This is a genomic window from Hyphomicrobium sp. LHD-15 (assembly GCF_031157355.1).
In the GTDB taxonomy this organism is placed as follows: domain Bacteria; phylum Pseudomonadota; class Alphaproteobacteria; order Rhizobiales; family Hyphomicrobiaceae; genus Hyphomicrobium_C.
In genome coordinates this window covers 906,165-931,217 of record NZ_JAVIFT010000002.1, presented here as the reverse complement: position 1 = coordinate 931,217, position 25,053 = coordinate 906,165, and the positions used below count along the sequence as shown (strand labels likewise).

Here is a 25,053-nt window from a genome sequence, read left to right as displayed (position 1 = left end):
CGTCAGGAATTTCTGTGACCAGCGACATTGTCAAAGACGGCGCGCGAGAGGTGGCCCTCGGTGGGGTGAGGGATGCCCTCAAATTTGCAATCGGTACGGCTGTTACAGGCGGCGTGGGTTATTTCTGCTTCTTCTTCGCGGGAGGTCCGCCACAAGATAACGCGAAGCTTCCCCTCCCTCCGTCACGATTGGAAACCGGCGCGCTGCCTGAGCGTGCGCTAGCTCCGCCGCCGTCTCAGGTCGCCGTAAAGCCCGCCCAAGACCTCACGCCTGCCGAAACTCGTTCGCAACCATTGGCCGAGCAAGTGCGCCCCGATCCTCCCGCACCGCGGCCCGCGACGCTGCAGGAGAATGTCTCTTCACCCCTCCCCAAACGCCCCGAAGCAGCACCTGCACGCAAACGTCAAAAAGCTAAGCCAGAAACGCGCATCTTTATTTTAGAAGACTTAGTCGAGTGGCTGAAACAGACGCCGGGATTTTAGTCTGCGTCCATGGGCGGCCACATCCCGCGTTCCACACAGAGGAGCGGCCCGAAGATGACACAGACGTCCGATGCCAGCAGCATGGCCGACGCCGCCATGATCGCACCGCAAATATCGATTCTCAAAACAATGTGGTCACGCGAAAAGGGCACTTGGGCGATTTCGGGAATGAGAGCCCTTGAACTGCATCCGAAGGCAAACTGTGACCCCGACTATTTTTCGATCGAGAGCAGGATCGAGTTGCTATCCCAAGGCCAGTTCAACAACCTCGAACAGGTCATGGCGTCGGTCGGCCCGACAGAATTTCTGTTGAGGCAAAGCATCGTTCCCGTGGTCGCGTGGAGGCAGGGTGACGATGCGATCCGTTGCATCGGGACGGGCTCGCTCATCAGTTGCTCGGGCCTTATCGTCACGGCCGGCCACGTTCTGATGGATCCTATCGAAGCGGGATATGGCGTCGCTTACAAGAACAACGAGCCCCGTATCCATGACGAGCTCAATTTTGGCGTGTTCATTCCCTTTGTCGATCCACTCGGCCGTCAAGGCCTCGGATACTTTCCGATCCGCGAATATTGGGTTTGGGCCCACTGGAAGAAGAGCCCTCTCCTGTTTGAGCCCGACCGATTGGAGTATCGGACCGACGTCGCGGTTTGCAAGATCGATGAGCTGCCAAACGGCCTCGCGCATCAGCCGCTCAACATGTCACTCAATCCCTTTTCGATCGGAGAAGCCGCCTATTCTATCGGCTACGCCGAGATGAGCGACATCCCGATCGAGTACAAGGATGGTAAGTTACGGATCGCAAAGCATGCTGCCAAACTGTTTGTTTCAATCGGAGAAGTCACCAACCTCTTCCCACAAAACCATATCGAGAAAGCGTCTTCCGTGCCGGGGCCGTGCTTCACGTTCGAGGCAAAAATTCCGGGCAAGATGAGCGGAGCGCCCGTCTTCGGCGGAGAAGGCGCCATCATCAGGGGCGTCATCAGTAAGAGTTGGTCGGGCGAGCGCGACGCAAGTGGCGTCATGCTTGGACCAGCGATGCGGCTTCCCCTCAATCAGCCGGGTGAAACCGGCAGAACGCTGCTGTCCCTCATGCATGATAAGACCGAGGGCATCGGTCAGGTGTTTGGGGCCGGGCTGTAACCGCCATGGGCATCCTTTCTCCGGTCATGGCGTCAAGGATGTTGAGAACGCGCCGAGGAGGATTGTTCCGTTTTGGCGTTCAGACGTCGTGACACTCGCACGCGACGTCGTTCCAATCGACAAACGATTTTTATCCAGCAAGGACATTATGACCAACATCAACAAACAATCGGCCTCGAGACGCCTTATTGCAAGTGCCGTGAAAGGCTCGTTCGCCCAAGATGACATCCTTGCCGTTCACCTCAACACGATGGCTGCCTACGACTTGCTGCGCGGCCACGCCGACGCCAAGAAAATCCAACTTGAGTGGGACCTTCGCGACTTCATCAAGGAAGAGCACTTCGCAGACGCGATGAAAAACTACTTCAAGAAGCCGTACAATTTCTTGAAACACGCCGACCGTGACGCCGACGCCGAGCTCGACATCTCCAACCTAGAAGCCATAAACGACGTGTTTCTTCTCTGGGTCGCCAAGATGCACCACGACTGCTTCAAAGAATGGAGCAAACATCAGGCCCTCTTCGTAAACTACATGTTGTTCTCCCACCCAGAGCTAATCAAGGAAGGTCCCTTCAAAGAACTCATGGACAAAAATCTCAAAGGGATGGAGGCCAACTCCCGACCCGAATGGATGGCCGCGTTCAAAGAGGTGTACCGGATAAATGACTTGGCCGCGCTCGAAGGCAAATAACACTCAGCGCGAGCGCCGGCTCTTGCGACGAGAGCCATCCTCATCGTCTTCGTCCTCAACGTCGCGGTCTCTCGGTAACGCTGTCGGATGTCCGCTCTTGACCTGGAACCGTTGATGTATCGGCGGATGCCTCGACGCGCGATCTTGTTGGTGGCGATGTCAGCAATTGGGACCTTGCGGTCAAAGCATCATGACTGCCCTGCCGAGAAAGCGGCCGTCGCGAAGGTTCTCCTCGGACCCGCTGCGCTCGAAGATGGCGTGTCAGGAAGTCAGTCGAAAGCAGACCTTCAGTCGCCATGAGCCGGACATGTAAACAGCAATCGGCTTTTGACGAGCGATTTGTTTCGCGGCGCTTGCGACGCGCCGAACAGATTGTTGCCTGCGACCCCGGGGCCTCTCGCCTCCGGCGTCGACTGAGCGCCCCGCGTATCAATCTACTAAGGGGCAGGCGGCCAGCGCCGCTGCTCGCAATGAAACGGGCGACGTCGAGGCATCACTGGTTTTTGAAGAGCAGGGTGTAATCTACTACCATCCGAATTTCGGGCTGCGTATCCCGAACGTTCCCGTCTTGCCAGACGTCTGAGTACTGCACCTTCGTTCGCAGCCCTTTATAAGGCCCTTGCGTCGGTCGGTACTGCATCCACAAATCGAACTCCTCGCGATCCGCTAGGCTTGCGCCAGTGGTGGGGTTGATCGCGTCCCACCCGCTTGAGTACCAAGCGCCAACGGTTAAACCGGCGAGCCTCTCAAAATCCCAGGCAAAGTCATAGATGAGGGCGCCTCCGATTGCCTTTTCGCCCGCTCGATCAAACGACACCTGCTGCATGTCGGTATAGTTGGGTTTGCTTCCGAAGGGCGAACGGATCTCGGACTCGTCTCCTGTGGCTGACCCCGCAACGAACACGTTCAACCCGCCAAATCGCGTCTGCACCTTTGCAGACCCCTGGTATGTTGAAAACGAGTCGCCGGTGATCAAATCATCTCCCGTGCTTTGCTGCGGGATGACATTCGCGCCCATGCCCCAGCCGAAGAATTTTTCCTTTTGACCCGGTGGGATGAACTCGACCTGAGCGAACCCCGAGTTGATGTAGTCGTCGATGAAGTAATCCATGAAAATCGTCGATAGCCCATCGAATGGTCGGTACTTGAACATCACGAATGGCGAGCCCTCATCTTCCGCATCGGGGTTGGTGAGAGCCTCCGACATAGGTACGAAGTCGTTAGAGTCGCGCGGCTTTATTTGCCATATGTAGCCGGCGGAATAATCGAAGGCTCGGCTTTTGCTTGGCGTTGAATTCGCAGTCACCGCCTCGAATGTCTGCGGGACCATTCGGTTGTCGCGTGGATTGATCAGCGGGGTATCGATAAGCTGACGTCCACCCCGGAATTCCTGTCCGTCGAGACGCGCGCGAACGAGAGCCTGCCCCAGTGTATTGATTGGGTTCTGGCCCGGCGTCAACAAAGCCGTCCCGGACTCGTCCGGCTCCCCGGAAATTTTCTGCGAGGTATAGAAGGCCGCCTGGACGCCGAGGACGCCACCTATCAGGCCAGATCGATAGGCAATCCATCCGCCGCCCGCCATTGCCTGCGACGTCGTACCGTCGAAATTGTCCCGCGACAGGTAGTAGGTGCGAGGCACGACCTGCACCAGCGTATCTCGGAAGAATGCCGGTGTGTCGTCCGGAATTTCTCGACCAAGCACCTCGCTCCAGAGCACCTCGCGCATGTAGCGCTGAGGAGGTGTCACCGGCACAGCCAAGTCAGGTGTGGGTACGCGTTGGACCTCGGTGGAAATCGCGTTTTCGTTGAGCTTGTTATCGTCAAGGCCAGTGAAGCTTGTTGCCGGAGGTGTTTTGTTCAGCGCCGCGCCTACGGTCGAGAGATACTCTTGGGCGAGCGTTTGTTGCGTCGTTCCAGTCGAGGCAAAGATTGCAACCGCCAACACAGCGCTGAAATCGGCAATTTGTATAGAGGATCTTTCGCGTGAGCCTCGCCGGAACAAGGCTGGTGCCATGTCAACCTCCACGCTGCTGAGTGGGAAACTGACGCACTCGAATCGCCCGAATTGTGCCTGATCCGTTCACGGACGTGCAAGAGGCATAAGTGCCATTGACCGATCTACATTGGATACGGGACGCTGCCTAAGAACCAACGCCAAAAAAAGTCGGCTACGGTTAGCGATAGCTTAGATCAAATGCGCTCTCGATGTTTGTTGCGGAGCACCCAACTGAAATGCATCGACATTATTTTTCTTTTTTGCGATTGCGAAGCGCTGTAAAAAATCGTCGCGTCCCGCAAATCATTATCCAACTTGCCTTTTTCTCCTTATTCACACACTTGCCAAAGAAAAATTTTAAGAGCAGCTTGCGGACGTTCCGGCGCTTAACTCCGTTGGCGCTTGTGCAAAATTCGAATTATCCGACACGCTATTCTGCGCGGCGCTTCCGCGCGGACGCAATTGATTTCACCTTTTTTCGAGGCTGACGTCATGTTCGAGTGGTTCGCAAACACACTGCGTAGTTACCCTGAAATCGCAGTCTTCCTGTCCCTGGCACTCGGTTACTATTTTGGCTCCTTCACATATAAGGGATTAGGACTTGGTGCAGTAACTGCAACTCTCATATCGGCAGTCATAATTGGCCAGATCGGCATAACGGTTTCCGGTCCCCTTAAACCGACCTTCTTTCTTCTTTTCCTGTTCGCCATTGGGTATGGGGTCGGACCTCAATTTGTCCGGGGAATTGCATCCGACGGACTACCCCAGGCTCTTTTTGCCGCCATTGTCGCCTTAGCTAGTCTGCTTGCGGCTTATGTCGGCGCGAGGATGGCCGGTTACGACGTCGGCTCCTCGGCGGGGCTTTACGCGGGCTCCCAAACCATCTCGGCCTCGATGGGGCTCGCAACCGACGCGATCAATCGCTTGAACCTGCCGCCCGAGGAAACAAAGAGACTGCTCGACGGTATGCCCGTCGCTTACGCGGTAACATATATCTTCGGGACGATTGGATCAGCGATCATTCTGGCATTGATCGGGCCAGCGCTGTTGGGCATCGACCTTCCGGCTGCTTGCAGGCGTTACGAGGAGAAGAGCGGCGGGAAAAAATCGACCGGCGGTGTCACGGCGTGGCACAAGTTTGAATTGCGAGCCTTCCGTGTCTCTGAAGGCGGGCAGGCAGCTGGCAAGTCCGTTCGAGATGCAGAAGCGCTGCTGCCAGGACAGCGGGTGTTCGTCGAACGCATACGACGGGGCGACTCTATTCTGGAAGCTACATCGGACGAGATCCTCCGACCTGGAGACGTGGTCGCTGTTGCTGGCCGCCGAGATGCCCTGGTCAGCTTGATCGGCGCCGCTGCCGAAGAGATAGATGACCGCGAACTGCTCGCGGTACCTGTAGAGGGCCTGGACGTCTACGTGACCGCCAAGGACGTTGACGGAAAGTCCTTGGCGGAGCTGGCGCAACTTCCTTGGGCGCGCGGCGTCTTTCTCCGAAAAATTACCCGCGGCGCAACAGCGACCGACATCCCGATTTTGCCGAACACGCAGCTGCAGCGCGGCGACATCGTAAATCTGGTTGGACGAACCCCAGACGTCGCCGTCGCTACAAAAATGTTGGGCTATCCGGATCGTGCGACAGACGTGGCCGATGTCGCCTTTATTGGGGCTGCCATCACCATAGGCGCGCTACTCGGAGCGATGGTCTACAAGGTTGGCAGCGTCCCTCTCACTCTATCCACTTCCGGTGGAACGCTAATAGCCGGCCTTTTCTTTGGCTGGCTTCGCTCGGTGCACCCGACGTTTGGGCGCATTCCGTCCTCCACGGTTTGGTTCATGAACTCGGTGGGGTTGAACGTATTCATTGCAGTCGTCGGCATCTCCTCAGGACCGGGCTTCGTCGCCGGGCTTCAGCAACTTGGGTTCAGCTTGTTCCTATGGGGCGTAGCAGTGACGACAGTGCCGCTCATCTTTGCGATGTACGTCGGCAAATACCTCTTCAAATTCGATGACGCCATTTTGCTCGGCTGCTGCGCTGGAGCGCGCACAACCACTGCCGCGCTTGGAATGATCAACGAGAACGCGAAGAGCCAAATTCCGGGGCTTGGCTACACCGTAACCTATGCGGTGGGGAACACGCTTCTGACGCTGTGGGGGATGGTTCTGGTTATGCTGCTCACCTAGTCGAAATTCTGCGTCTCAAATTGTGCGCTAGGAGTAAACAATGGCCGATCTTCCCACCCTGAAGAAGTTTGAAGCGTTGAGCCCCTTCGAAATCAAAGACGAGTTGATCAAACTCGCCAAAGAAGCTTCTCGCACGACCCAGTCCGCGTTTTTGAATGCCGGTCGGGGCAATCCTAACTGGATTGCAACCACACCCCGCGAGGGTTTCTTTCTGCTTGGTCAGTTCGCGATCACCGAAAGTAAGCGAGTGATGAACCATCCTGCCGGTGTCGGCGGAATGCCCCAGAAAGATGGTATCGCCCAACGTTTCGATGACTGGCTAGCGAAGCATGAAGACGCACCAGGCGCTGCGTTTCTTGGCTCGATGGTCGATTTTGCGACAGACAAATTCGACTTTGATCGAGACGCCTTCCTCCATGAATTGGTCGACTCGATCATCGGCGACAACTACCCGGTCCCCGACCGCATGCTGGTGCACAATGAGCGGATCGTGCATGAGTATTTAATGTGGGCGATGTGCGGCAATCCGCGGCCGCCCGGCAAATTCGATTTGTACGCCGTCGAGGGAGGCACGGCGGCGATGTGCTACATCTTCAAAACGCTAAAGGCCAATCGGCTACTGCTGCCCGGTGACACGATTGCGCTCGGAACGCCGATCTTCACGCCATATCTGGAGATGACACATCTTGAGGACTACGATCTCAAGACCGTGCACATCAAGGCTCCGCAGGAAAACCGCTTCCAGTTCACGGACGAGGAAATCAAGAAACTCGAAGATCCGAAGATCAAGGCCTTCTTTATCGTCAACCCAGGCAACCCGACCGGGATGGCATTGAGCAAAGAGACGATTGGGAAGCTTACTAACCTCGTCAAGACGAAGCGGCCAGACCTGATGCTCCTGACGGATGACGTCTACGGCACATTCGTCGACGATTTCCGCTCTCTATTGGGCGAACTACCTCACAACACCATCGGCGTGTACTCCTATTCCAAGTACTTCGGATGCACGGGCTGGCGGCTAGGCGTCATCGCCGTTCACGAAGACAACATCTTCGATAAGGCTCTTGGCAATTTGCCTGACGCTGTTCTTAAGACGCTGGATAAGCGCTATGGCGCGCTTACGCTTGAGCCGCGCAAGGTCAAATTCATCGATCGCATAGTGGCCGACAGCCGGGACGTGGCACTGAATCACACCGCCGGGCTTTCACTCCCGCAGCAAGTCATGATGAGTTTGTTCTCACTCTTCGAGATGATGGACGTGGAAAAGGCATATCAGAAGGCCTGCAAGGAGATCGTCAATCATCGCGCCTGGCTAATGATCGAAACCTTGGGTCTCAAAGTTAACCCCAACGAGAATTTCGATGCCTACTACGGCCTGATCGACTTCGAATTTTGGGCTCGCAAGAACATTGGAGAGGATGCGGTAGAGTATCTGAAGAAGAACGTTCACCCGCTTGATTTGGCGTTTAGACTAGCTGAGTCCCATGGTGTCGTTCTCCTGAACGGCGGTGGGTTTTCAGCGCCAGATTGGTCTCTGCGCGTGTCGCTAGCGAACCTCCCAGACGAAGCCTACGAAGACATCGGTCGCGGCGTCAGGTCCGTGGCGCGGGGTTACCGCGATGCATTCGAAGCATCCACTCATTCGCCCAAAGGGTGAGACGAATGCGGTCCTCTGGGCCGCTAGGGCAGCCGTAAGGCACCCGACAGCCGCATCTCTCGCTGCGGCTGTTTTTCTACGCGTCAGGAATGTTTGCTATGGGTCACCAGCGACGGTCCGCCAGCTCATGATGCCCGCTCGTCACCCGTGAGCGGACCTGACCCGCTGATACGGCATGGAGCAATAGTGAACGCCGGAATTGTCGGCTAATGGGACTTTCCGGTCAAAGCGGGGATGGCAAGTTCGTTCCACAAGCCGACGTCGCGGCACATTTGCCAATCGTGCCTTGCTGCATTGGCAGGCAAGTCCGACGGGGTACGATCGGACATCAACGCGAGAAGGCGGTAATCTCAGGACGCCGCGCAAACACCTCGAGCACGTCAAAATTCCTCAGCGCGGCTTCCAACAAAGCGGACATTCAGTTCTGCTCTGGCCGTGAACCGTAAGCGGGCGTTCAAAAGTAACCGCGCTCCCATTCGTGGAATCAGCGCTCGCATACACATCGTACAATCTTCCAACGGACCCGACGATGCGCGCCTGCTTTCGATGAAGGCTGCTGCCGAGGGAGTTCCAATCAGAGCCGCCCAACGCTGCCCTTAGACGATACTCGCACTAAAAACTCGATGCTCAAGAAACCTCTACAAGGGACGCACGCACACCCTTCTTCTTGACGATGTTGCCTATCTCGTCGATTGTGGGTCCCAGTATCACAGGCATGTCGCCGCCTGGGCCGACCTTGGAGTATCCTACAGGTGTCAGTCCCTTGAAGTCCGACGGGAGCTTCACGTCGGTACCACGCGGCACGAGAAGCAGGGAGCGCGCCCTGCCCAGCCGCGACATGAAGAACCCAAGCTCGAAAATGACATTGTCTCTCACAGTCGCCTGAGCTCGATCTCTGGAGCGGATGATATCATCAGGCTCAGCGAGGGCGATCGCGAAGTCGGCCTGATTGACTTCCTTCTCCAGAGCCTCAAGCGGGTATGATCCGCTCTCGAATATCTGCTCATCGCTCCAGATGACAATCTGCCGTGTCACCTGTTTCAGGCCGATGCGAATGCACTTAGCGATATCTAGAGCCTCTGCGGAGCAGATCATGAACAGTCTCGGCTCAACATTTGCCCGGTTCACGTAACTGTTTCTTTGTTCCAGGCGCCCCGCCAGATCCACGGCCAGCCGTTTCCACAGTTCCGGGCGCCGGTCAGCAACCTCTTCAAGCCGCGCGTGCGTGATACGCCATGCGGCCGTCTCCTTCTCCGCCTCGATGGTGGCTGAGCGAGCTATGGTGGAATTGAGGGCCGACATCTCGCCGACCGTAACGCCGGAGCCCCGTGTGTGCATGCGAACGCCGTTGACAATGACGCGTGCCTCACCCGCGAGCAAAAAATAGATCTCTCTGTCTACGCAGCCCTGTTCGATCAGCTGTTGACCGGGTTCAAATTCGAGTAGCTCGCCAATCTGCGCCACGTCGTCGGCGATTTCGCGATTGTTCCCGATCACCTGCTGGCGGAGCAGCGCCGCGATCAGGTCCGACTTATCCTTGAATCTTTCTGAAATTCCCATGCTGATCCCCTAAAGCGAGCGGGCACCCGTCCATGGTCCCGCAGCAGATGCGACCTTCAAGAGCTTTCCAGAACTTGGCCTCCTCCCGTTCCCGGTCGCGCAGCGAAAAGGCGAGTTCGGCAGCATCCTGGCTATGGGTCCCGCAGTTGCGCAGAACGGCCAGAGGCCGTCCCTCGCCTTTCTTGCAGACACAGCGGCGGCGCAGATTAACCGGACGCTTCGCGAGCTCCCATATAGAGAAAATCCAGACGCCGTTGCGGTAGACCCGGAGCGCGGGGCCGTTCGAACTCGAGCCGTGTCGGGCGATCGTGAGCCGGTTTCGCGCTACATCGTCGATAAATGGCTCGCCCAACCGGTCCGCGGCGCGCTCGGCGCGAAGTTGTTCGGCCGCCGCGGCTCCATGGGCCCAGGCCCGGCTATCGGGCCACCGCCGCCGTCGCGCAGCGCGCTCCTGCAGCCGCAAGAACTTTACAAGGCGCGCCCACCAGTTCCAGGCATCGCCTTCATTGTTGACCGCCAGCGGATCGACCTCCGCCCATCCCAGGCAAAAACTGCTGTCGCTGTTGATATGCCTCTCGGGACAGAACGCAGGAAGACGGGCTGGAACCCTTTCACGGGCTCCGACCATGGCCCCGGAGGCTTGCACGGCAACGCAGTAAGACGGCGCAGTCCCATCGGGCAGCGGGACCGGAACATCCACCTCCATCCGCGCGCCGGATCGGCTCCGGACGCTAACGCCGAACTCGGGCGCCTTCGCCGCCAGAAGATCAACCGCGCTCATGTCTAAGAAGCGTGAGGACGGACGATGACGCGGGCGGCCTCCACAATGGCAGGCGCGGCGGCCACATAGGCTGCCTCCTGGGCGGCTTTGGCCGACGCATCGCCATCCTCGGAGAGGGCCTCGACGACCTCGTTGTAATCCAGATTGGGCGCTTTGCGCGTCTTGCCGAAGAGATTCTTTACCCCTTCAGTTCCCGCCTCATATGCCAGTGGGCCGATCGCCGTCTCGGTGCCATCGCAGCGCTGTTGTTCCGCCTCGCTTGCAAGAACGCCCCTGCTCACCGAGCAGCGCACGCGATCACCTTTCAGCCCAAGTCTCGTTACGGTCATCGGGCCGAGCTCGAATCCGATCGCCAGTGCAAGATCTGCGATATCGATCCCACGATCCTTCAGCTTTTCGAGCGCCAGCCCGAAGCTGGACCGCAATGCTCCGGCGCAGAGTGTAGCGGTACTGACGCTCGCCTCCTCGTCGGTCTCGCGCGACGTGCCCTCGCAGATGAGTCCATGAATGCAGTCACCGATAAAACGCACGCGGCGCCCGTAGAACTCGACCGTCGACACCCGATCCATCTCAGAGCGGAGCACGTGGAAAACTCTGACGACATCTTCAGGGTTGCCATTTACGTGAGCGGAGACGTAAGCGGTGAAGTTGTCGATATCTGCGTAGAGCGAGACCGCCTCCTGCCGCCGCGAATTTCCGGGCGTCATCGCAGTGATATCGAGCGTACGAAGCGGCGGCGTATGGCGAGTGAACTCGAACGTACCGATCGGGTTCGCCTTCAAATCATCGCGCCAGCCCTGCACGATCTCGTCGACAGTGACAGGAAGGGCGGCCGCCGACTTGCATTTGGCGATTTCATCGTCCGTCAAGGCGGTGGCAGCGGGTTGGTCTACCTCTTCCAGGCCGATTGCCTTGCGTGCCTTGTTGGTGAGGTAAATTCCCTGCTGCCGCCCGGCAGCCGAGAGCTTAGCGGCCCTGTTGGCGGGTTCGCCCAGGAAAAGCGGCTCCCGCCCTCCCCGCCGGCCGTTGTTGACGGCAAGGGCCAGTCCAGTGTCGATACCGATCCGCATTTTAGCGTTCGGGACCTGCTCGTCGTCGTCTCCGGTCTGTTTTAGCACGTCGATGATCATTTGCCCGATGGCGACGGCCCTTTCCAACCGGCTTCGCTCGGCGCCATCCTCCGCGTTGTAAGGCTTGGACACTACGGCGTGCAGACGTTGGTTGTGGAAGTCGACTCGCCGCGCATCGCACTCCGAAAGGATCCGGTTGACGGCACGGTAGTGCAGGTTGAGGAAGCGAAGCGTCCGGCGGTGGCAGGTGACGCCTTCATCTTCAGTAACGCAGAGCATGTCGAATAGATTAAGTATGTCCGCGTAAAGGTGAGCAGCGTCCATACGATAGGCTTTGTTGGTCGGAATGTTCTCAAGCGACATGTCGCGCTTGAAATCGACGACAGTCACGGTCTCGACCTCGTCCAGCCGCTTGTCGATCTGCTCGGCGGCGCGGTCACGATTCCAGTTTTTTGCCATGGACGGTTTCCCCTTGGCAGCGCGTTCAATCCGGCCGAATTTGCCATTGGAACGTACCAAGAACATGATTCTGGAGTGGAGTCGAATCCCGCATGAAATGACCGCGATCACGCGAGGCGCGCAGGTCCCCTCGTGCTCAACCCAGCGGTGGGCGCTCCATGATCTTGCAGGCGTTGTTGTCGCTGATTTGGCGGAAAATGAGGGTCGAGCGGCCTCGACGCTTTAGACGGTTATGTGGATGAATAGCGCGCAACCGTCGCGCTAGAGCCTCTGCGCTGTATACTGGCGCGATGAAAGATGAGCCCCTTCGTGAAGCCGCGACCGATCAGCTCGATCGCGTCCTCGCCTTCTTCCCGCGGGTCGACACAAAGATCTCCGCGCTATTCGCCGTCGACGTGGCGATGCTCGCGCTGCTTGCCCTAAACGCACGGCTTACCGATCTGCAGGTCTGGTATCTCGTACTGGCGTACATTTTGAGTGTGGCCGCGCTCGGCACGAGCGTCTGGTTCCTTTACCGGGCGAGCTACCCCGTTCTTGATGGCGGCCAACAGTCACTCGTATACTTTCGCGAAATCGCGCGCCGTACGGAGGCGACGTATCTGAAAGAAATGTGCGCCTGCTCCGACACGACCTTTACCGATGACCTACTCGGACAGGTATGGCGCAACGCCGAGATTCTCACGCTCAAGTTCGATGCGGTGAAGTGGGCATTCATCTCCACCGCGCTCGCGCTGCCCACGTGGTTCGCCGCGCTCGCCGCAGCGAGTGCGCATCACGCTGAACTCATCGTACGCTAGCCATGGGACTTGCGGAAGATCTCACGACAGAGGTGGCGACAATATTCCGCGCGCCGTGGAGCGTGCGCGATGGGACAGTAATTCCCGCGCCAGCTGACTTGCGGCTTGGCAACAATGCCGTGAAGCTGGCCGGCACCGTGCTCAATGCCGACATGGCGGACTCGACCGGCTTGGTCGATACGTATCAGGCGGCGTTCGCCGCGGAAGTTTACAAGGCGTTCCTCACGTGCTGCGCGCGGATCATCAAAGCACGCGGTGGGGCTATTACCGCCTATGACGGCGACCGCGTCATGGCCGTTTTCATCGGCAGCATGAAGAACACCAAAGCTGCAAAATGCGCTCTGCAGATCAACTACGCGATGAACGAAATCATCCGACCAAAATTGAAAGCCCAGTATCCAAATACGACCTACGTGCCAGCGCACTCCGTCAGCGTCGACACGAGTGAACTGTTCATTGCGCGGATCGGCGTGCGCAATGACAACGATCTGGTGTGGGTCGGACGCGCAGCCAATTATGCCGCAAAGCTCTGCACTCTGAGGGATGGCGCCTATACCTCGTGGATTACCGCTGCCGTATATGGTGCTCTGGAAAATGACGCAAAAGTCGGCGCTAACGGACAACCCATGTGGGAAGCGCGGACGTGGACCGCACGCAACAATATGAGCATCTACCGATCAAGTTGGCAGTGGAAGCCCTACTGAGTGTGAGGGTGCCCTAGGGGACGAGGTACACGGCGGCGATGTTGGCAATGGCGCGATGGGTGTGACCGGTCGGTGATGACCATATTCCCCCGCCACCGCCATGGGCTTCCGAAGATCCTCCTCGGCCATTCGTTGCTGCGAGACTGCCGTCTGCATATTCACTTCGCAGAGGACGGGGCATGGTCTCGATCGATCCTCCTGCTGTTGGCTTGACGTTAGTACCGCTCTACCCTTCACAGCGGACTTCTTCGACGACGGCCTAGGGGGATCGACGGGGACAATTTCGATGCCCGCTTCTGGGACGGATCAACAATTCGTGCCACAAGACACCACCGGCCTCAGAAATCGGCGAACCCGAGGTATTGCCCCTGCGCCGACCAGGCAAGTGGCAGCTCTTTCGAAACCGTCATCAAACGCGTCAGCGTCAGATCGGGAGGCTGACGGCCATCCAGTATCGCCCGGACGATGTTCGGTGACAGGAACGCGAGACGTACGAGCGTCGTCACGTAGGTCCCGCTTGTTCCCAACTCAGCCGCCATATCCTCGACACTGTCGTACCGGCCCGAGAACAACTGATCCCGAAACTCGAAAGCCTGCGCTATGAGCCGGACAAGCCTATCGTCCCGGTTTGTGGTTGTCCCCGCTCCGACAATCAACCGGGAACCGTTTCCGACCCGCTTCAACTGCGCTTCGAAGCAGAGTTTTAGACGCGACTTGCCCTCGTTCTGTTGACCACTCTGCTGGCCAAGCTCTGCGCCCAGCTCCGTCGCGATCCGATCGCACTTGAGCCTAAGCTCGACACCATCATCATGCACGATGACGGCTTCGGCAATTCTCATGAGCAGACCACGTTGTTCTGCGTACGAGCGTTCACCCCATCTCTTCGCAAGCTCGTTCGCCTTGCTCAGCAGAACCCGTTGAGTTGCAGCAGAAAGATTAAACTCAGACACTGCATCACTGACCTTTGCGGGTGTGGCGAAAAACTGCCGAAGGCGATCGAGCGCAAGCGCCTCGATGTCTCCGGCAGGAAGGCGCATCCCGTCTGGCGACTTCGCGCGCGCGCCCACCACGAGCGCCTGAGAGACGTAGTACCGATAGCGCTTCCCCGACTTGACGGCGTGCGAAGCCATGAGCCGCTGACCTTTGCCATCAAACAGCAAGCCGGCCAACAGACTGGGTTCATCCGAACCGGCTCCAATCCTTCGATCATGGCGGTGCCGATTCAGTTGCGCGGCGACGGCATTCCAGAGGCCATTTTCGACAAGCGCTTCGTGCTCGCCCGCAAAGACATCACCCTTGTGGACGATCTCACCGCGGTAAATTCGGTTCTGTAGGAGCAGGTATAATGCGCCACGCGTGAATGCGGACCCCCCAGCGCAACGCCCGCTCGCATCCCTGCGTTGCTTACTGACAATGCCATCACGATCAAGCTCGAGCTTCAACGCCGAAACGCTGCCGATCTCGGCGTAGCGTTGAAAGATGTGCCGGACGGTGTCCGCCTCCGCCGGATTGACAATAAGCTTCCGGTCGCGAACATCATACCCGAGCGGAACATTGCCGCCCATCCACATGCCCTTCTTCTTGGAGGCCGCGATCTTATCGCGAATGCGCTCGCCCGCGATCTCGCGCTCGAACTGAGCGAAGGAAAGCAGAACATTTAACGTCAGCCGACCCATGGAGGTCGTCGTATTAAAATGCTGGGTCACCGAGACGAATGACGCCCCATACGCGTCAAGCACCTCGACGATCTTCGCAAAATCAGCGAGCGAGCGCGTGAGACGATCCACCTTGTAGACGACGATCACCTTGACCCGACCGGCGCGCACCTCGTCGAGAAGGCGCTGCAGTGCGGGCCGTTCCATGGTGCCACCTGAGAGGCCGCCATCATCATACATTTCAGGTAAGACGCTCCAACCCGCATGCTTTTGGCTGAGAGCATAGGCTTCGCAAGCTTCTCTCTGAGCATCGAGCGAGTTGAACTCTTGCTCCAGCCCTTCCTCGGAGGATTTGCGGGTATAGATCGCGCAAGGGACGGCAAGGTGCGTCGACGCGCGATCAATCTTGGACATTTTCGACATCCGCGGATTGGCGGGGTGAACGCGATTGACGCTTGAGGCCGAAGAAGCGCGGCCCGGACCAATGCGCACCGGTGATGGCCCTCGCAATCGTGGATAGGGAACGATAGGTCTTCCCGCGCCACTCGAATCCGGAGTTCAGAACAAGAACGGAATGCGTTTCTCCGCCCCAATCCCGAATAAGCTTGGTGCCAGGACGAAGAGACGGTGACGCGGCCGCAGGCGCTGTCGCTTCAGAGGATCGCAGCCCCTCGAGCTTCCTGAGCGTAGATCGCGACAATCCCCCCAGCACTCGCTCTTGGAGCTTAAAAGCGATCCCACGGATCAACAGATCGCGACTCAGCCGCTTGGGCGGCGGCATCTTGTGATGCCGCCGCCACTCAATCCTGAGTTCGAAGATCGTAAGGTCTGCGAGCGTCTCAAGCTTACTCGCAAGCCGAGCGTCCGACAGAGCCATGTCACCGCGCTCCGCGCAGCTCGATGCGATAGCGACGAACCTCTCCTTCGGCTCTCGACGAGGTCAGCGTGAAACCCAGCTTCTTCTTCACCGTTCCCGCAAAGAAGCCGCGCACGCTGTGCCCCTGCCAACTCGTGGCTTTCATGATGTCTTCGACGCTCGCACCCTCTTTGCGGTTGAGCAGCGATAGAACGAGTTCCTGCTTCGTTGTACGAGAAGTCAATGTGGCGGGAGCGGCGTCCGCAATGGGTTGAGGCTTCGGCTTGGCCACCACCACTTTCCGCGGCTGCTTACTTGGCACTGTCTTGCGTACGGATTTCGCTTTGGACTCAGATCGAGGGGTTTGCATCTGTCGGCTCCGTGTCTTGCAGCACCAAAATTGGCGCTCGCACGACCCAGAACCCCGCAAATCGCGAGGCAGTCGCAATCGGCAACGAACTTCGGATCATCAGCCTGTGTACCCAGAAATGCGTGCTTTTCGACAGAAGTCCAGTCACATAGCCTAGGATGACAGACACCTTAAGACTAGTCGTGAGAGTGGCATCGCAGCACTTCGACAGTCACATGGGAAAGTCCGCGAACAGGACTAAGAAATTTCTTGTAGTGTTCTGGCGGTCTCGGATCGTCGGTAACAATTGAAATGATAGCCCCAATGTGCCCTGGCCCTAGCTGCCATAGGTGCAGATCCGAGACACGATCACCGTTTACCTCAAGCCTTCCGCGAATGTCTGCAGCAATGTCTGCACTCGGCAAGACATCGAGCAAAACCGATGATGTGGAGCGCATGAGCGCGATCGCCCATGTCGCGATCAAAACCGCACCAATGATACCCACAAGCGGATCGATCCAATTCCATCCAAATACGCTAGCTGCGAGCAACGCACCAATAGCGAGCCCGGATGTAACAGCATCCGCGATCACATGGACAAAGGCTGCGCGCAGGTTTCCGTCTGACGCATGCCCATGGACATGATCGTGGTGATCGTGCTCGTCATCATGATCATGACCGCCGTGACTGTGATCATGCGCACCCAACAGCCACGCGCTGAGCAAATTGACCCCAAGTCCAATCCCGGCAATGGCGAGCGCTTCATTGAACTGAATAGCCACAGGATCGAAGATCCGCGCGATAGCCTCGTAGACAATCCCAATCGAAACGAGACCCAAGACGATTGCACTCGTATAACCGGCAAGCTCTCCAAACTTACCTGTACCGAAAGTATAGCGCGGGTTATGCGCATGCCGCCTGGCGAAAACATAGGCAAGCCCACTTATGGTCAGAGCCGCCGCATGGGTCGCCATGTGCCAACCATCCGCCGACAATGCCACACTGCCGAACAGCGCACCGCCGACAATCTCCGCGACCATCATCACAGTCGTTAAACCAACGACAAGCCACACGCGCCGCTCATTGCGTGCATGCCTCTCACCGAGAAACACGTGGGAGTGTTGCCAGACGCCAAGAGACTGGGTGTGCATGCCGCGAAATCCTCTAGCTTGCATCCGCCGTGGCAAGTATCTCGGACCGGATGGCGTTGATGAAATACTGACCGAGCCAAGCGCGCGGCATGTGGCGCAACGCAAAGTTTCTGAGATGGAATGACAGCGAGCTCGCTGGAACGAACAACGCGCCCATCTTGCGGCTTCTTTCTTGCAGCTTCACAATTGCGGGACGCAGTCGCTCGTCATGCCTTCTCAGTGCCTCATCAATCGGCTTGCTGCCGAGTTCCTCGGCCAGCATGGCCGCCGAGGCTATGGACATTCCCGCACCTTGTCCGGAGATCAGCGTCAGGCAGTGCGCCGCATCTCCCAGGAGCACAACGCGGCCCTCCGACCACGACGGCATGTCGACAAGCGTCAGGTTGTCGATCAGCGGCAGGGGTCCGCGTTGAGCCGCGTCCACGATCTCATGCACTTGCGGGTGCGCAGTCCGCGCGGCGCGCCGGATCGCTGCCCATCGAGCCTCATCAGGTACGATGCCCGTTTCGGAGGTAACCCAGGCGTGAAGCGCCGCGATCCGCCCGTCGCGTAGCGTGTAGTATTCGACAATATGTCCAGGCTCTGTGTAAGAAAGAAAATCAATGCCGAGATTAAGGGTATCTTCCAGATCGTAGGTTGCGAACCGATAGCCCAGCTCCTTGAAAAATCGCTCATCCGATCCGAAGACTTCGCGACGCACCCAGGAGCGCAGCCCATCAGCTCCGATCAGAAGATCTCCCGTTAGCTCAGTTCCATCCGCGAGCTGCACGGAAACGCGATCGCCATGATCAACGATCTTCTCCGCCGTGGCACCAAAGCGAATGTCCACATCTGGCGGCAGCGCGTCATGCAGCGCTTGCACTAGATCAGTGCGGCGGAGAGCAATGTAGGGCAGCTCTTTGAGAAACTCCCGATACTTCATACGCAGAAGTTCACGCCCTTTCCGATCACGATAAATGTTCTCATTGATGACACAGGCTTTGGCCTGAAGCTGCGGCTCGATGCCCATGCGCTTGGCAACCTCGAGGCCCGGCCCCGAAAGACCAAGCATGTGACCCGCGGTCCGGAGATCGGGCGCACGCTCGATCACCACCGCGCTCCACCCAACCTTCTTGAGCCACCAAGCCGCGGCTAGGCCCGCAACACCCGCCCCAACAATGAGAGCCGTCCTCTGAGTCATTCTGTGAGCCCTCCAGGCTTCTCAATGCGGCGCGCGAGATAAAGCGACGCGATCGCCGCGATAAGCGACGAGCCAACTGTCAATGCGAATACATTCGCGTAGCCGATCGAATGGGCTGTCACACCCGCCGCCAGACCACTCGCGGTCGCGCACGCGGCATCCGCACATTGAAACAATGTGAAGTCCACGCCGGCCTGCCGCAGAGATGACGCCCCCATAAGAAGCGAATAGAATGCGACGAACCCCACGGCCATGGTGATCGTGAGCGCAACCTGAATGCCGATCAACGCCGGAATCGTGGCGGCTCCGAAGCGAATGAGCGCTGTGAGCGATATGAGAACAGTAAGCTGAAGGAAGATGGCCACGACCGTCGCGCGGCTGGCGCCGAACGCTTGTACGAGAAGTGCGCCGAGAAAAGTCCCAGCTACGCCCGCCCCCACGGCGGCCGCGCCATTGAGAATACCGAGAGTTCCGAGATCCAACCCTTTGTCGATCAAATAGGGGCCAAGCAGGCTAGAGCTTGCCCTAGGTCCTAAGCCGGCAAGTATCACGAGCACGATACCTAGACGCACCTCTCGCCGCTTCAGTGCGAAACCAAGCGATGGCGTGTGCGGAACGAATTCATCACGAGGAGCAGGATCGCGTCCTAACCTCACGAAGACAAAGGGAAGACTCAGCACCACAATCATCGCGGCAAGCAGCAGCGTCGCGGTTCTAAAATCGGAGTGGGCAACGAGCCATAAGTAGACTCCGCCGCCTAGCATAAAGCCGACATAGGAGCCGCCGACCTGAGCGGTGTTACCCCAACCTCTGTGATGCGCCGCGAGTTGTTCGACGGCGAAACCATCGCATGCAATGTCGATCGTCGCCGCAGCCAGCGTTGCCAGAGACAGAGCCGTCAGAAGAAGCGGGAAGTCGGCAGTTCCGATTAGAGCCACAGCGGCAACCAGAACCGCGACCGACCACTGACCCCAGATAATAACCTCGCGGGATCGGTTTCTTCCCTTGCCCAGCCGGAATGTCTCCAACCACGGCGCCCAGAGAAATTTGAGGGACCACGGAATAAGCACCAGGTAGAGCAGGCCGATCTGATCGAGCGCTGCACCGGTGCTACGCATAACAGCCGGAACGGATTGCAGAGCCAGCCCTGAGACAAGGCTTTGAGCAATATAGATGCCCGCAATGGCAACGAAGACGCGGAGGAACGGCAACTGTTCGCCGCGCGTCCGCGTCATGGTGTCAGCAATGGACATATTCAGTACTTCGCCGTCAGCGTCACACCGACAAAGCGTCCCTCGCTCGGAATACTGAGCTGCGTGGGACCGGACATGAAGCTGTATTCCCGATAGATCTCGTCCGAGATGTTATCGACGAACACTTTGACACCAACTCCGTTGTCCCAGTTCAGCTCGACGCCAGCGTCGTAGATTGCGAAGGGCTCCTGCGACAATGCATTTGCCTCATCGAAATAGGTCGTGCTGGCGTAGCGGATGTTGCCCGTGAAGGCTAGCTCGGCGGACAGCACGCGCTGGTCTAAGACATAGCGCGCGTTGAGCGTCGCTGTGACGTCCGGCGCGTAGGGAACACGGTTTCCGTTGTAGTTATTTGCGCCATCGACGAAGTCGGTGAACTCGGAACGGCCGAACGCGGCAGTCGTCAGAATGGTCAAATTGCGATTGGGCCGCCAAGTCGCTTCAAGCTCAACGCCAGTGCTCTCGGCCTCACCCGCATTCTTTATCGTTTGAAGCCCAACCGGACCAACATAGATCTGCTTGTCCTCAGACACGATGTGATAGACCGCTGCCGAGAAATCGAGGCTCCGGAACACGCGGGTGCTTAGACCAACCTCGTAGTTCCACGCCGTTTCCGGATCGTAGGGCTCGAATTCGGCGGGATTGCCTGGGTTACTGATGGCGTGCTGGAAGCCGCCGGGCTTGTAGCCTTCAGAAACGAGCGCATAGACACGGGTCGCCTCGTTGATCTGATAGGCCAGAGAAATTTTCGGCTGCACAGCCGAATAGGTTTCCTCTCCGTGACGCTCGATGGCAAAGGCCGGAAGCGAAAAATCGAGTGTGGACGTGTCCTGCGACACCCGCACGCCACCGATCAGGTCGAGCTTGCTCGTCACGTGCCAGGTCAACTCGCCGAAGCCGGCAACGCTCTCGGTACCGATATTGTTTTCGGAGCCAATTGCCTCAAATGTGCGCTTGAAGTCGCTGTCTCGATAGTAGAAGCCGGCTACGCCCGTGAGCGGTCCAGGCCCCGTGTACGCTAGACGCACCTCCTGCGTGAAGGCCTCCTCGCTTTCCGGGAATGCGTATCCGAAAGTGTCGCGATCGTAACTCACGTCTTGGTACGCTGAGATGCCGGTTAGCGCGAACCCACTTGCGAAGCGATAGTTCCATGCGGCCGAGGCCGTATCGACCTCACGCTTCAGTAGGCCCTGAGGAATTGGCAAATCAAAGGTGCGCTCTTTGAGGAGGGCGTCGCGGATATAGGTTTCCTCCTTAGAGTCCGCCTCTTCACGCGCATAGGTGAGAGCCATGTCGAACGGACCTTGCGTCGGCGCGTACCGAAGGCTGGCGCGTCCGCTCCATACGTCGGACGTATCGATGTCGTTCTGCCCTGTGATCGCATTATCGATCTCGCCCGGATCGTGGGACCGCTTGGCGCCGAGATCGAGGAACAGCGAATTCTTTGCGAGCACCGCTGTGCCAGTAGCAACAACCGATCTTTCGAGGTTGCCGACCGTTCCGACGACCTGCGCGGTGTTTTCCCGCGACTTGCGGGAAATAATGTTGATGACGCCGCCGAACGCGTTGGCGCCATACAGTACGCCCTGAGGTCCCCTCAGGAATTCGACACGCTCCACATCCACGAGGTCCTGCGCGAACGCAGACGCCGCCTGGGGAACTCCGTCGATCAAGACTTGCACCGATGGATTGTAGAAATCCGGAGAGGTCACGCCGCGCACCGTGATGTTCGCGTAGGCGCGGTTGCCTCTCGAACGGATGGTGAGCCCCGGGAACACCTTCTCGAGATCGGCAACCGTCGTGACGCCAGCACTCTTGAGTTCTGCCGCATTGCGAACGGATACGTTGGCATCGGCCGTCTCGGTAGGCGCGCCATTCCCCTGACCCGTTCCGCCGCCAACGCCCGTCTCGGCCGACGACGCGGCCACATTTGAGGTAGGCGCAGTTCCTCCCGCCTTGGGAGCAGAACGAGCTTTCTGAGGTCGTTTGTTGGCTGTTGTAACCTCTATCGGAGGAAGCTCGACCGTGTCAGAGGTCTGTGTGGCAGCTTGTTGAGCTTGTGCAGACATGCCTCCAAGCGTTACGAAGGCTCCAACTGCCGCGACCGCATATCTTGAGAACATTTCTAAGGTTCCAGGGCGATTGATATCGAACCGGAAATGTTTACTGTTCCCGTCAAGATCGCGTCTAACGCTAGCGGGTATACAATTGACGCAATCCGTTTTTGCGGCGGTGGAGAGCCCAAATGAACACAGTCGAATGTCCCATACTGCACGCAGCGATGGACCATGACTTCGCTGCTCAATCTCTCGAGCTGCCGCCGACACAATTCACGAAGGCGTTAGCGCAGCTCATTCATCCTCAACTGCGCTCTTCGGATATCAGCGTGACAAACATTGTCGGTACGCTATCTGAAGCCATATCCTTTCCAGCCTCCGGCCCCGCCACCTTCTCGATCACGCTCGTCCTGAGCGGCATTGGGCGCGCACAGATTGATGGCGTGGAGCCATTAGATATCTTGAGCGGATCGGCCGTTATTTTCTGGAGCGGAGGACCGGTCAGCGGACAGGATCACTTGGCAGCCGGCGAGCCTGTTGAAGCCGTCGAGATCCGCTTTCAGCCGGACTATCTGCAGCGCACTCTCGGACCGATGGTCGACGTTATTCGCAACTCGCTGGCGATCGATCGCAGCAACCCGAGCCAGAACGCCTATCTCGTATCAATTCCAATGTCGGGAGAGCTGTTCGACGTAGCGCGCACCATTCTCGGCTGTGACATTCACGAGCAAAGCCTTCGCGATGTCTTCATGCGCGGAAAGGCGCTCGAGGCGTTAGCCCTCACACTGTCGGTGTTGCACAGCGCCGGACCCGATGCTGTTCGCCTGAATGCCCGCGAGAGAGAGAAAATTGACACCGCCCGAAAGATTCTCGACGGATCGTTCGCCGAGCCCTGGACGATCCAGGCATTGGCCTCGCGCGTGGGATTGAGCGAAACAAAGCTCAAAACCGGATTCCGAGAGCTAATCGGAACCTCGGTCCGCGCCTATCTGCGCGACGTACGGATGGATCAAGCCGAACGACTACTCGGCGAAGGAAAGTCCGTCACGGAAGCGGCGCTGGCATGTGGGTATGGAAACCTTAGCTACTTCAGCAAAGCCTTCTTCAACGCCAAGGGCATTGCCCCACGACGGCTGAGCGCACCCGTTCGTTGATGGAGCTCTCGTTCGGGGGCGTAAAAAAGCACAATGTGCCCGCGAACTCCCGGGTCTCAAGACGCAAAGCCGCCGTGAGCTGGCTCTTGCTTCGCGCGAAGCCAGTGAAGCGCCCTAGCAATTCTATGCACCGCCACCAATGCAACGAACGAAACCACGTTGAATCCTGATCGCAACGTATTTCAGCGGTCTCGACGACAACCTTGCAACGATTGCAGATTTGCCCGTCCAAGGCCTGCACATCGATCTCGTTCGGGCCCCCCAACAGCTCGAAACTGTACTGAAGCACTGGCCACTTGATCGGGTTCTATCGCTCGGCATCATTGACGGGCGCAATATTTGGCGTGCCGACCTCGCCAAGGCTTTGAGCGTCATCGAGGTCGCGACCGCAACCCGCGGGCGCGAAACGATCCAAATCGCTCCGTCCTGCTCGTTGATCCATTCGCCCGTCGATCTCGAATCCGAAACGAAGATCGATGCCGAGCTCAAGTCGTGGCTCGCCTATGCCAAGCAGAAGCTTGGCGAGGTTTCGGCACTCAAGACCGCAGTTACACAATGCAGGGGCGCTGCATCTCAAGCATTCTCCGAGAGCGCATCGGCAGTTGCATCGCGCAGCAGCTCAAAGCGAATCAACAATACTTCGGTCAAGAACCGCGCGGCGGCCGTGACGGAAAATGATCTGAATCGCGGCGCGCCGTTCGCCGAGAGACGAACCCGCCAACAGGCCTGCCTTGCTCTCCCTGCCTTTCCGACGACCACCATAGGTTCGTTCCCGCAAACCGAATCCGTGCGAAAGGCGCGTGCCGCATTCAAGCGCGGCGAAATCGATGTCAATACCTATGACGCGTTTCTCAAAAGCGCGACCCAAGATGCCGTCCGCAAGCAGGAAGAGCTCGGCATAGATGTCCTCGTCCATGGTGAGTTCGAACGCAACGACATGGTCGAATATTTTGGGGAGCAGCTCGACGGCTTTGCTTTCACGCAGAACGGATGGGTACAGTCCTATGGATCTCGCTACGTCAAGCCGCCAATTATCTTCGGCGACGTTGCCCGCCCTAACCCGATGACGGTTACATGGTCGAGCTACGCTCAGTCATTAACGCAAAAGCCCATGAAGGGTATGTTGACGGGCCCAGTTACGATCCTGCAATGGTCCTTCGTGCGTGACGACCAGCCCCGCGCGGAAACCTGCCGTCAGATTGCACTCGCCATTCGAGACGAGGTGACAGATCTCGAGAATGCCGGCATTCCAATCATTCAGATCGACGAGCCAGCCTTGCGCGAGGGGGTGCCGTTGAAGCGCGCCGAGCGGGAGACTTATCTCAACTGGGCGGTGGATTGCTTCCGCCTCGCCGCTGCTGGCGCCGGACCCGACACACAGATCCATACCCACATGTGCTATTGCGAATTCAACGACATCATGCCGTCGATCGCGGCGCTTGATGCTGACGTCATCTCGATCGAGACCTCTCGATCGGACATGGAGCTTCTCGAAAGCTTCTCCGATTTCAAATACCCGAACGAGATAGGGCCTGGCGTCTATGACATCCACTCACCTCGCTGCCCCTGTGTCGAGGATATGAGCAAGCTTCTCGCTAAGGCGGGCCAACGCCTGGCGCCCGATCAAATCTGGGTCAATCCCGATTGCGGACTCAAAACGCGAACGTGGGACGAGGTCGTGCCCGCTCTCAGAAATATGGTCGCCGCCGCCCAACGCGCACGCACAACAAAAGTGTCTGCGACCTAATTGGTGGTAGGATACGTCCACAAAGCCGCGGAATGGCAGACCGCGCTACAGATTGAAAAATCAAGCGCTGGCCGTCGCTTTGCCGAGAAAGCGGTCATCGTCAGGTTGAATAAAGTGAGAACGCCGGCTA

19 protein-coding genes and 1 pseudogene are annotated in these 25,053 nt (G+C 58.1%); 9 read left to right on the top strand and 11 right to left on the bottom strand.

Translation table 11 applies throughout. The features are described 5' to 3' along the window. Positions 1-14 precede the first annotated feature (14 nt). The 3 genes from RCO24_RS10920 to RCO24_RS10910 all read left to right on the top strand — a co-directional run bounded on the left by RCO24_RS10920 (position 15) and on the right by RCO24_RS10910 (position 2,316). Positions 15-482, top strand: coding sequence for a hypothetical protein (locus tag RCO24_RS10920; protein WP_308961990.1), 468 nt, complete (start codon positions 15-17; stop codon positions 480-482). An 81-nt stretch (positions 483-563) separates the two neighbouring features. Next, entirely contained in the window at positions 564-1,625 is a 1,062-nt protein-coding gene (locus RCO24_RS10915) for a trypsin-like peptidase domain-containing protein (protein ID WP_308961989.1), read from the top strand. A gap of 88 nt (positions 1,626-1,713) precedes the next feature. Beyond that, positions 1,714-2,316, top strand: a complete 603-nt coding sequence (locus RCO24_RS10910) for a hypothetical protein (protein ID WP_308961988.1) — start codon at positions 1,714-1,716, stop codon at positions 2,314-2,316. A 493-nt stretch (positions 2,317-2,809) separates the two neighbouring features. Here the strand turns inward: RCO24_RS10910 and RCO24_RS10905 are convergent, their stop codons facing one another. Continuing rightward, entirely contained in the window at positions 2,810-4,330 is a 1,521-nt protein-coding gene (locus tag RCO24_RS10905) for an OprD family outer membrane porin (RefSeq protein ID WP_308961985.1), read from the bottom strand. A 474-nt stretch (positions 4,331-4,804) separates the two neighbouring features. On the opposite strand from RCO24_RS10905, the gene aspT reads away from it, so the two are divergent. Continuing rightward, the gene (gene aspT, locus RCO24_RS10900) at positions 4,805-6,493 is read left to right on the top strand and encodes an aspartate-alanine antiporter (RefSeq protein WP_308961984.1); all 1,689 of its coding nucleotides are present in this window, start codon (positions 4,805-4,807) and stop codon (positions 6,491-6,493) included. A gap of 40 nt (positions 6,494-6,533) precedes the next feature. Then, entirely contained in the window at positions 6,534-8,150 is a 1,617-nt protein-coding gene (locus RCO24_RS10895) for a bifunctional aspartate transaminase/aspartate 4-decarboxylase (RefSeq protein WP_308961983.1), read from the top strand. A gap of 627 nt (positions 8,151-8,777) precedes the next feature. On the opposite strand, the gene RCO24_RS10890 is transcribed toward RCO24_RS10895, so the two are convergent. From RCO24_RS10890 to RCO24_RS10880, 3 genes are read right to left on the bottom strand one after another with little or no spacing between them, the layout of a single operon-like run. Then, complete coding sequence (locus tag RCO24_RS10890) at positions 8,778-9,710, bottom strand: TIR domain-containing protein (RefSeq protein WP_308961982.1); 933 nt, start codon at positions 9,708-9,710, stop codon at positions 8,778-8,780. Beyond that, the gene (locus RCO24_RS10885) at positions 9,682-10,491 is read right to left on the bottom strand and encodes an E2 domain-associated cysteine-rich protein (RefSeq protein ID WP_308961980.1); all 810 of its coding nucleotides are present in this window, start codon (positions 10,489-10,491) and stop codon (positions 9,682-9,684) included. Before RCO24_RS10885 ends, RCO24_RS10890 begins: the two co-directional genes overlap by 29 nt. A 2-nt stretch (positions 10,492-10,493) precedes the next feature. Further along, the gene (locus RCO24_RS10880) at positions 10,494-12,020 is read right to left on the bottom strand and encodes an adenylate/guanylate cyclase domain-containing protein (protein ID WP_308961979.1); all 1,527 of its coding nucleotides are present in this window, start codon (positions 12,018-12,020) and stop codon (positions 10,494-10,496) included. Between the two features lie 290 nt (positions 12,021-12,310). Here RCO24_RS10880 and RCO24_RS10875 point away from each other — a divergent pair, with 290 nt between their 5' ends. After that, positions 12,311-12,817 (top strand): Pycsar system effector family protein, encoded by a 507-nt coding sequence (locus tag RCO24_RS10875; protein WP_308961977.1) that lies wholly within the window; start codon positions 12,311-12,313, stop codon positions 12,815-12,817. Positions 12,818-12,819: 2 nt separating this feature from the next. Continuing rightward, positions 12,820-13,521, top strand: coding sequence for a hypothetical protein (locus tag RCO24_RS10870; RefSeq protein ID WP_308961976.1), 702 nt, complete (start codon positions 12,820-12,822; stop codon positions 13,519-13,521). A 338-nt stretch (positions 13,522-13,859) separates the two neighbouring features. Here RCO24_RS10870 and RCO24_RS10865 read toward each other — a convergent pair whose 3' ends face one another. The 7 genes from RCO24_RS10865 to RCO24_RS10835 form a co-directional block, all read right to left on the bottom strand. Beyond that, positions 13,860-15,590, bottom strand: coding sequence for a recombinase family protein (locus RCO24_RS10865; protein WP_308961975.1), 1,731 nt, complete (start codon positions 15,588-15,590; stop codon positions 13,860-13,862). Further along, the gene (locus tag RCO24_RS10860) at positions 15,577-16,053 is read right to left on the bottom strand and encodes a DUF2924 domain-containing protein (RefSeq protein WP_308961974.1); all 477 of its coding nucleotides are present in this window, start codon (positions 16,051-16,053) and stop codon (positions 15,577-15,579) included. Before RCO24_RS10860 ends, RCO24_RS10865 begins: the two co-directional genes overlap by 14 nt. Position 16,054: 1 nt before the next feature. Further along, positions 16,055-16,324, bottom strand: a complete 270-nt coding sequence (locus RCO24_RS10855; RefSeq protein ID WP_308961972.1) for a DUF3489 domain-containing protein — start codon at positions 16,322-16,324, stop codon at positions 16,055-16,057. A 254-nt stretch (positions 16,325-16,578) separates the two neighbouring features. Beyond that, positions 16,579-17,532: a CDF family Co(II)/Ni(II) efflux transporter DmeF gene (gene dmeF / locus RCO24_RS10850; RefSeq protein ID WP_308961970.1), complete on the bottom strand. Its 954-nt coding sequence runs from the start codon at positions 17,530-17,532 to the stop codon at positions 16,579-16,581. A 13-nt stretch (positions 17,533-17,545) separates the two neighbouring features. After that, complete coding sequence (locus RCO24_RS10845) at positions 17,546-18,712, bottom strand: FAD-dependent oxidoreductase (protein ID WP_308961969.1); 1,167 nt, start codon at positions 18,710-18,712, stop codon at positions 17,546-17,548. After that, on the bottom strand, positions 18,709-19,965 hold the full coding sequence (locus RCO24_RS10840) for an MFS transporter (protein WP_308961968.1): 1,257 nt from the start codon (positions 19,963-19,965) through the stop codon (positions 18,709-18,711). The genes RCO24_RS10845 and RCO24_RS10840 overlap by 4 nt, the downstream gene beginning before the upstream one ends. 2 nt (positions 19,966-19,967) lie before the next feature. Further along, entirely contained in the window at positions 19,968-21,893 is a 1,926-nt protein-coding gene (locus RCO24_RS10835) for a TonB-dependent receptor (protein ID WP_308961966.1), read from the bottom strand. Positions 21,894-22,210: 317 nt separating this feature from the next. Here RCO24_RS10835 and RCO24_RS10830 point away from each other — a divergent pair, with 317 nt between their 5' ends. Both RCO24_RS10830 and metE read left to right on the top strand, forming a co-directional pair. Beyond that, on the top strand, positions 22,211-23,176 hold the full coding sequence (locus RCO24_RS10830; protein WP_308961964.1) for an AraC family transcriptional regulator: 966 nt from the start codon (positions 22,211-22,213) through the stop codon (positions 23,174-23,176). 163 nt (positions 23,177-23,339) lie between these two features. Beyond that, a pseudogene (gene metE, locus RCO24_RS10825) lies at positions 23,340-24,923 on the top strand (5-methyltetrahydropteroyltriglutamate--homocysteine S-methyltransferase); the annotation flags it as partial. Positions 24,924-25,053: the final 130 nt, after the last annotated feature.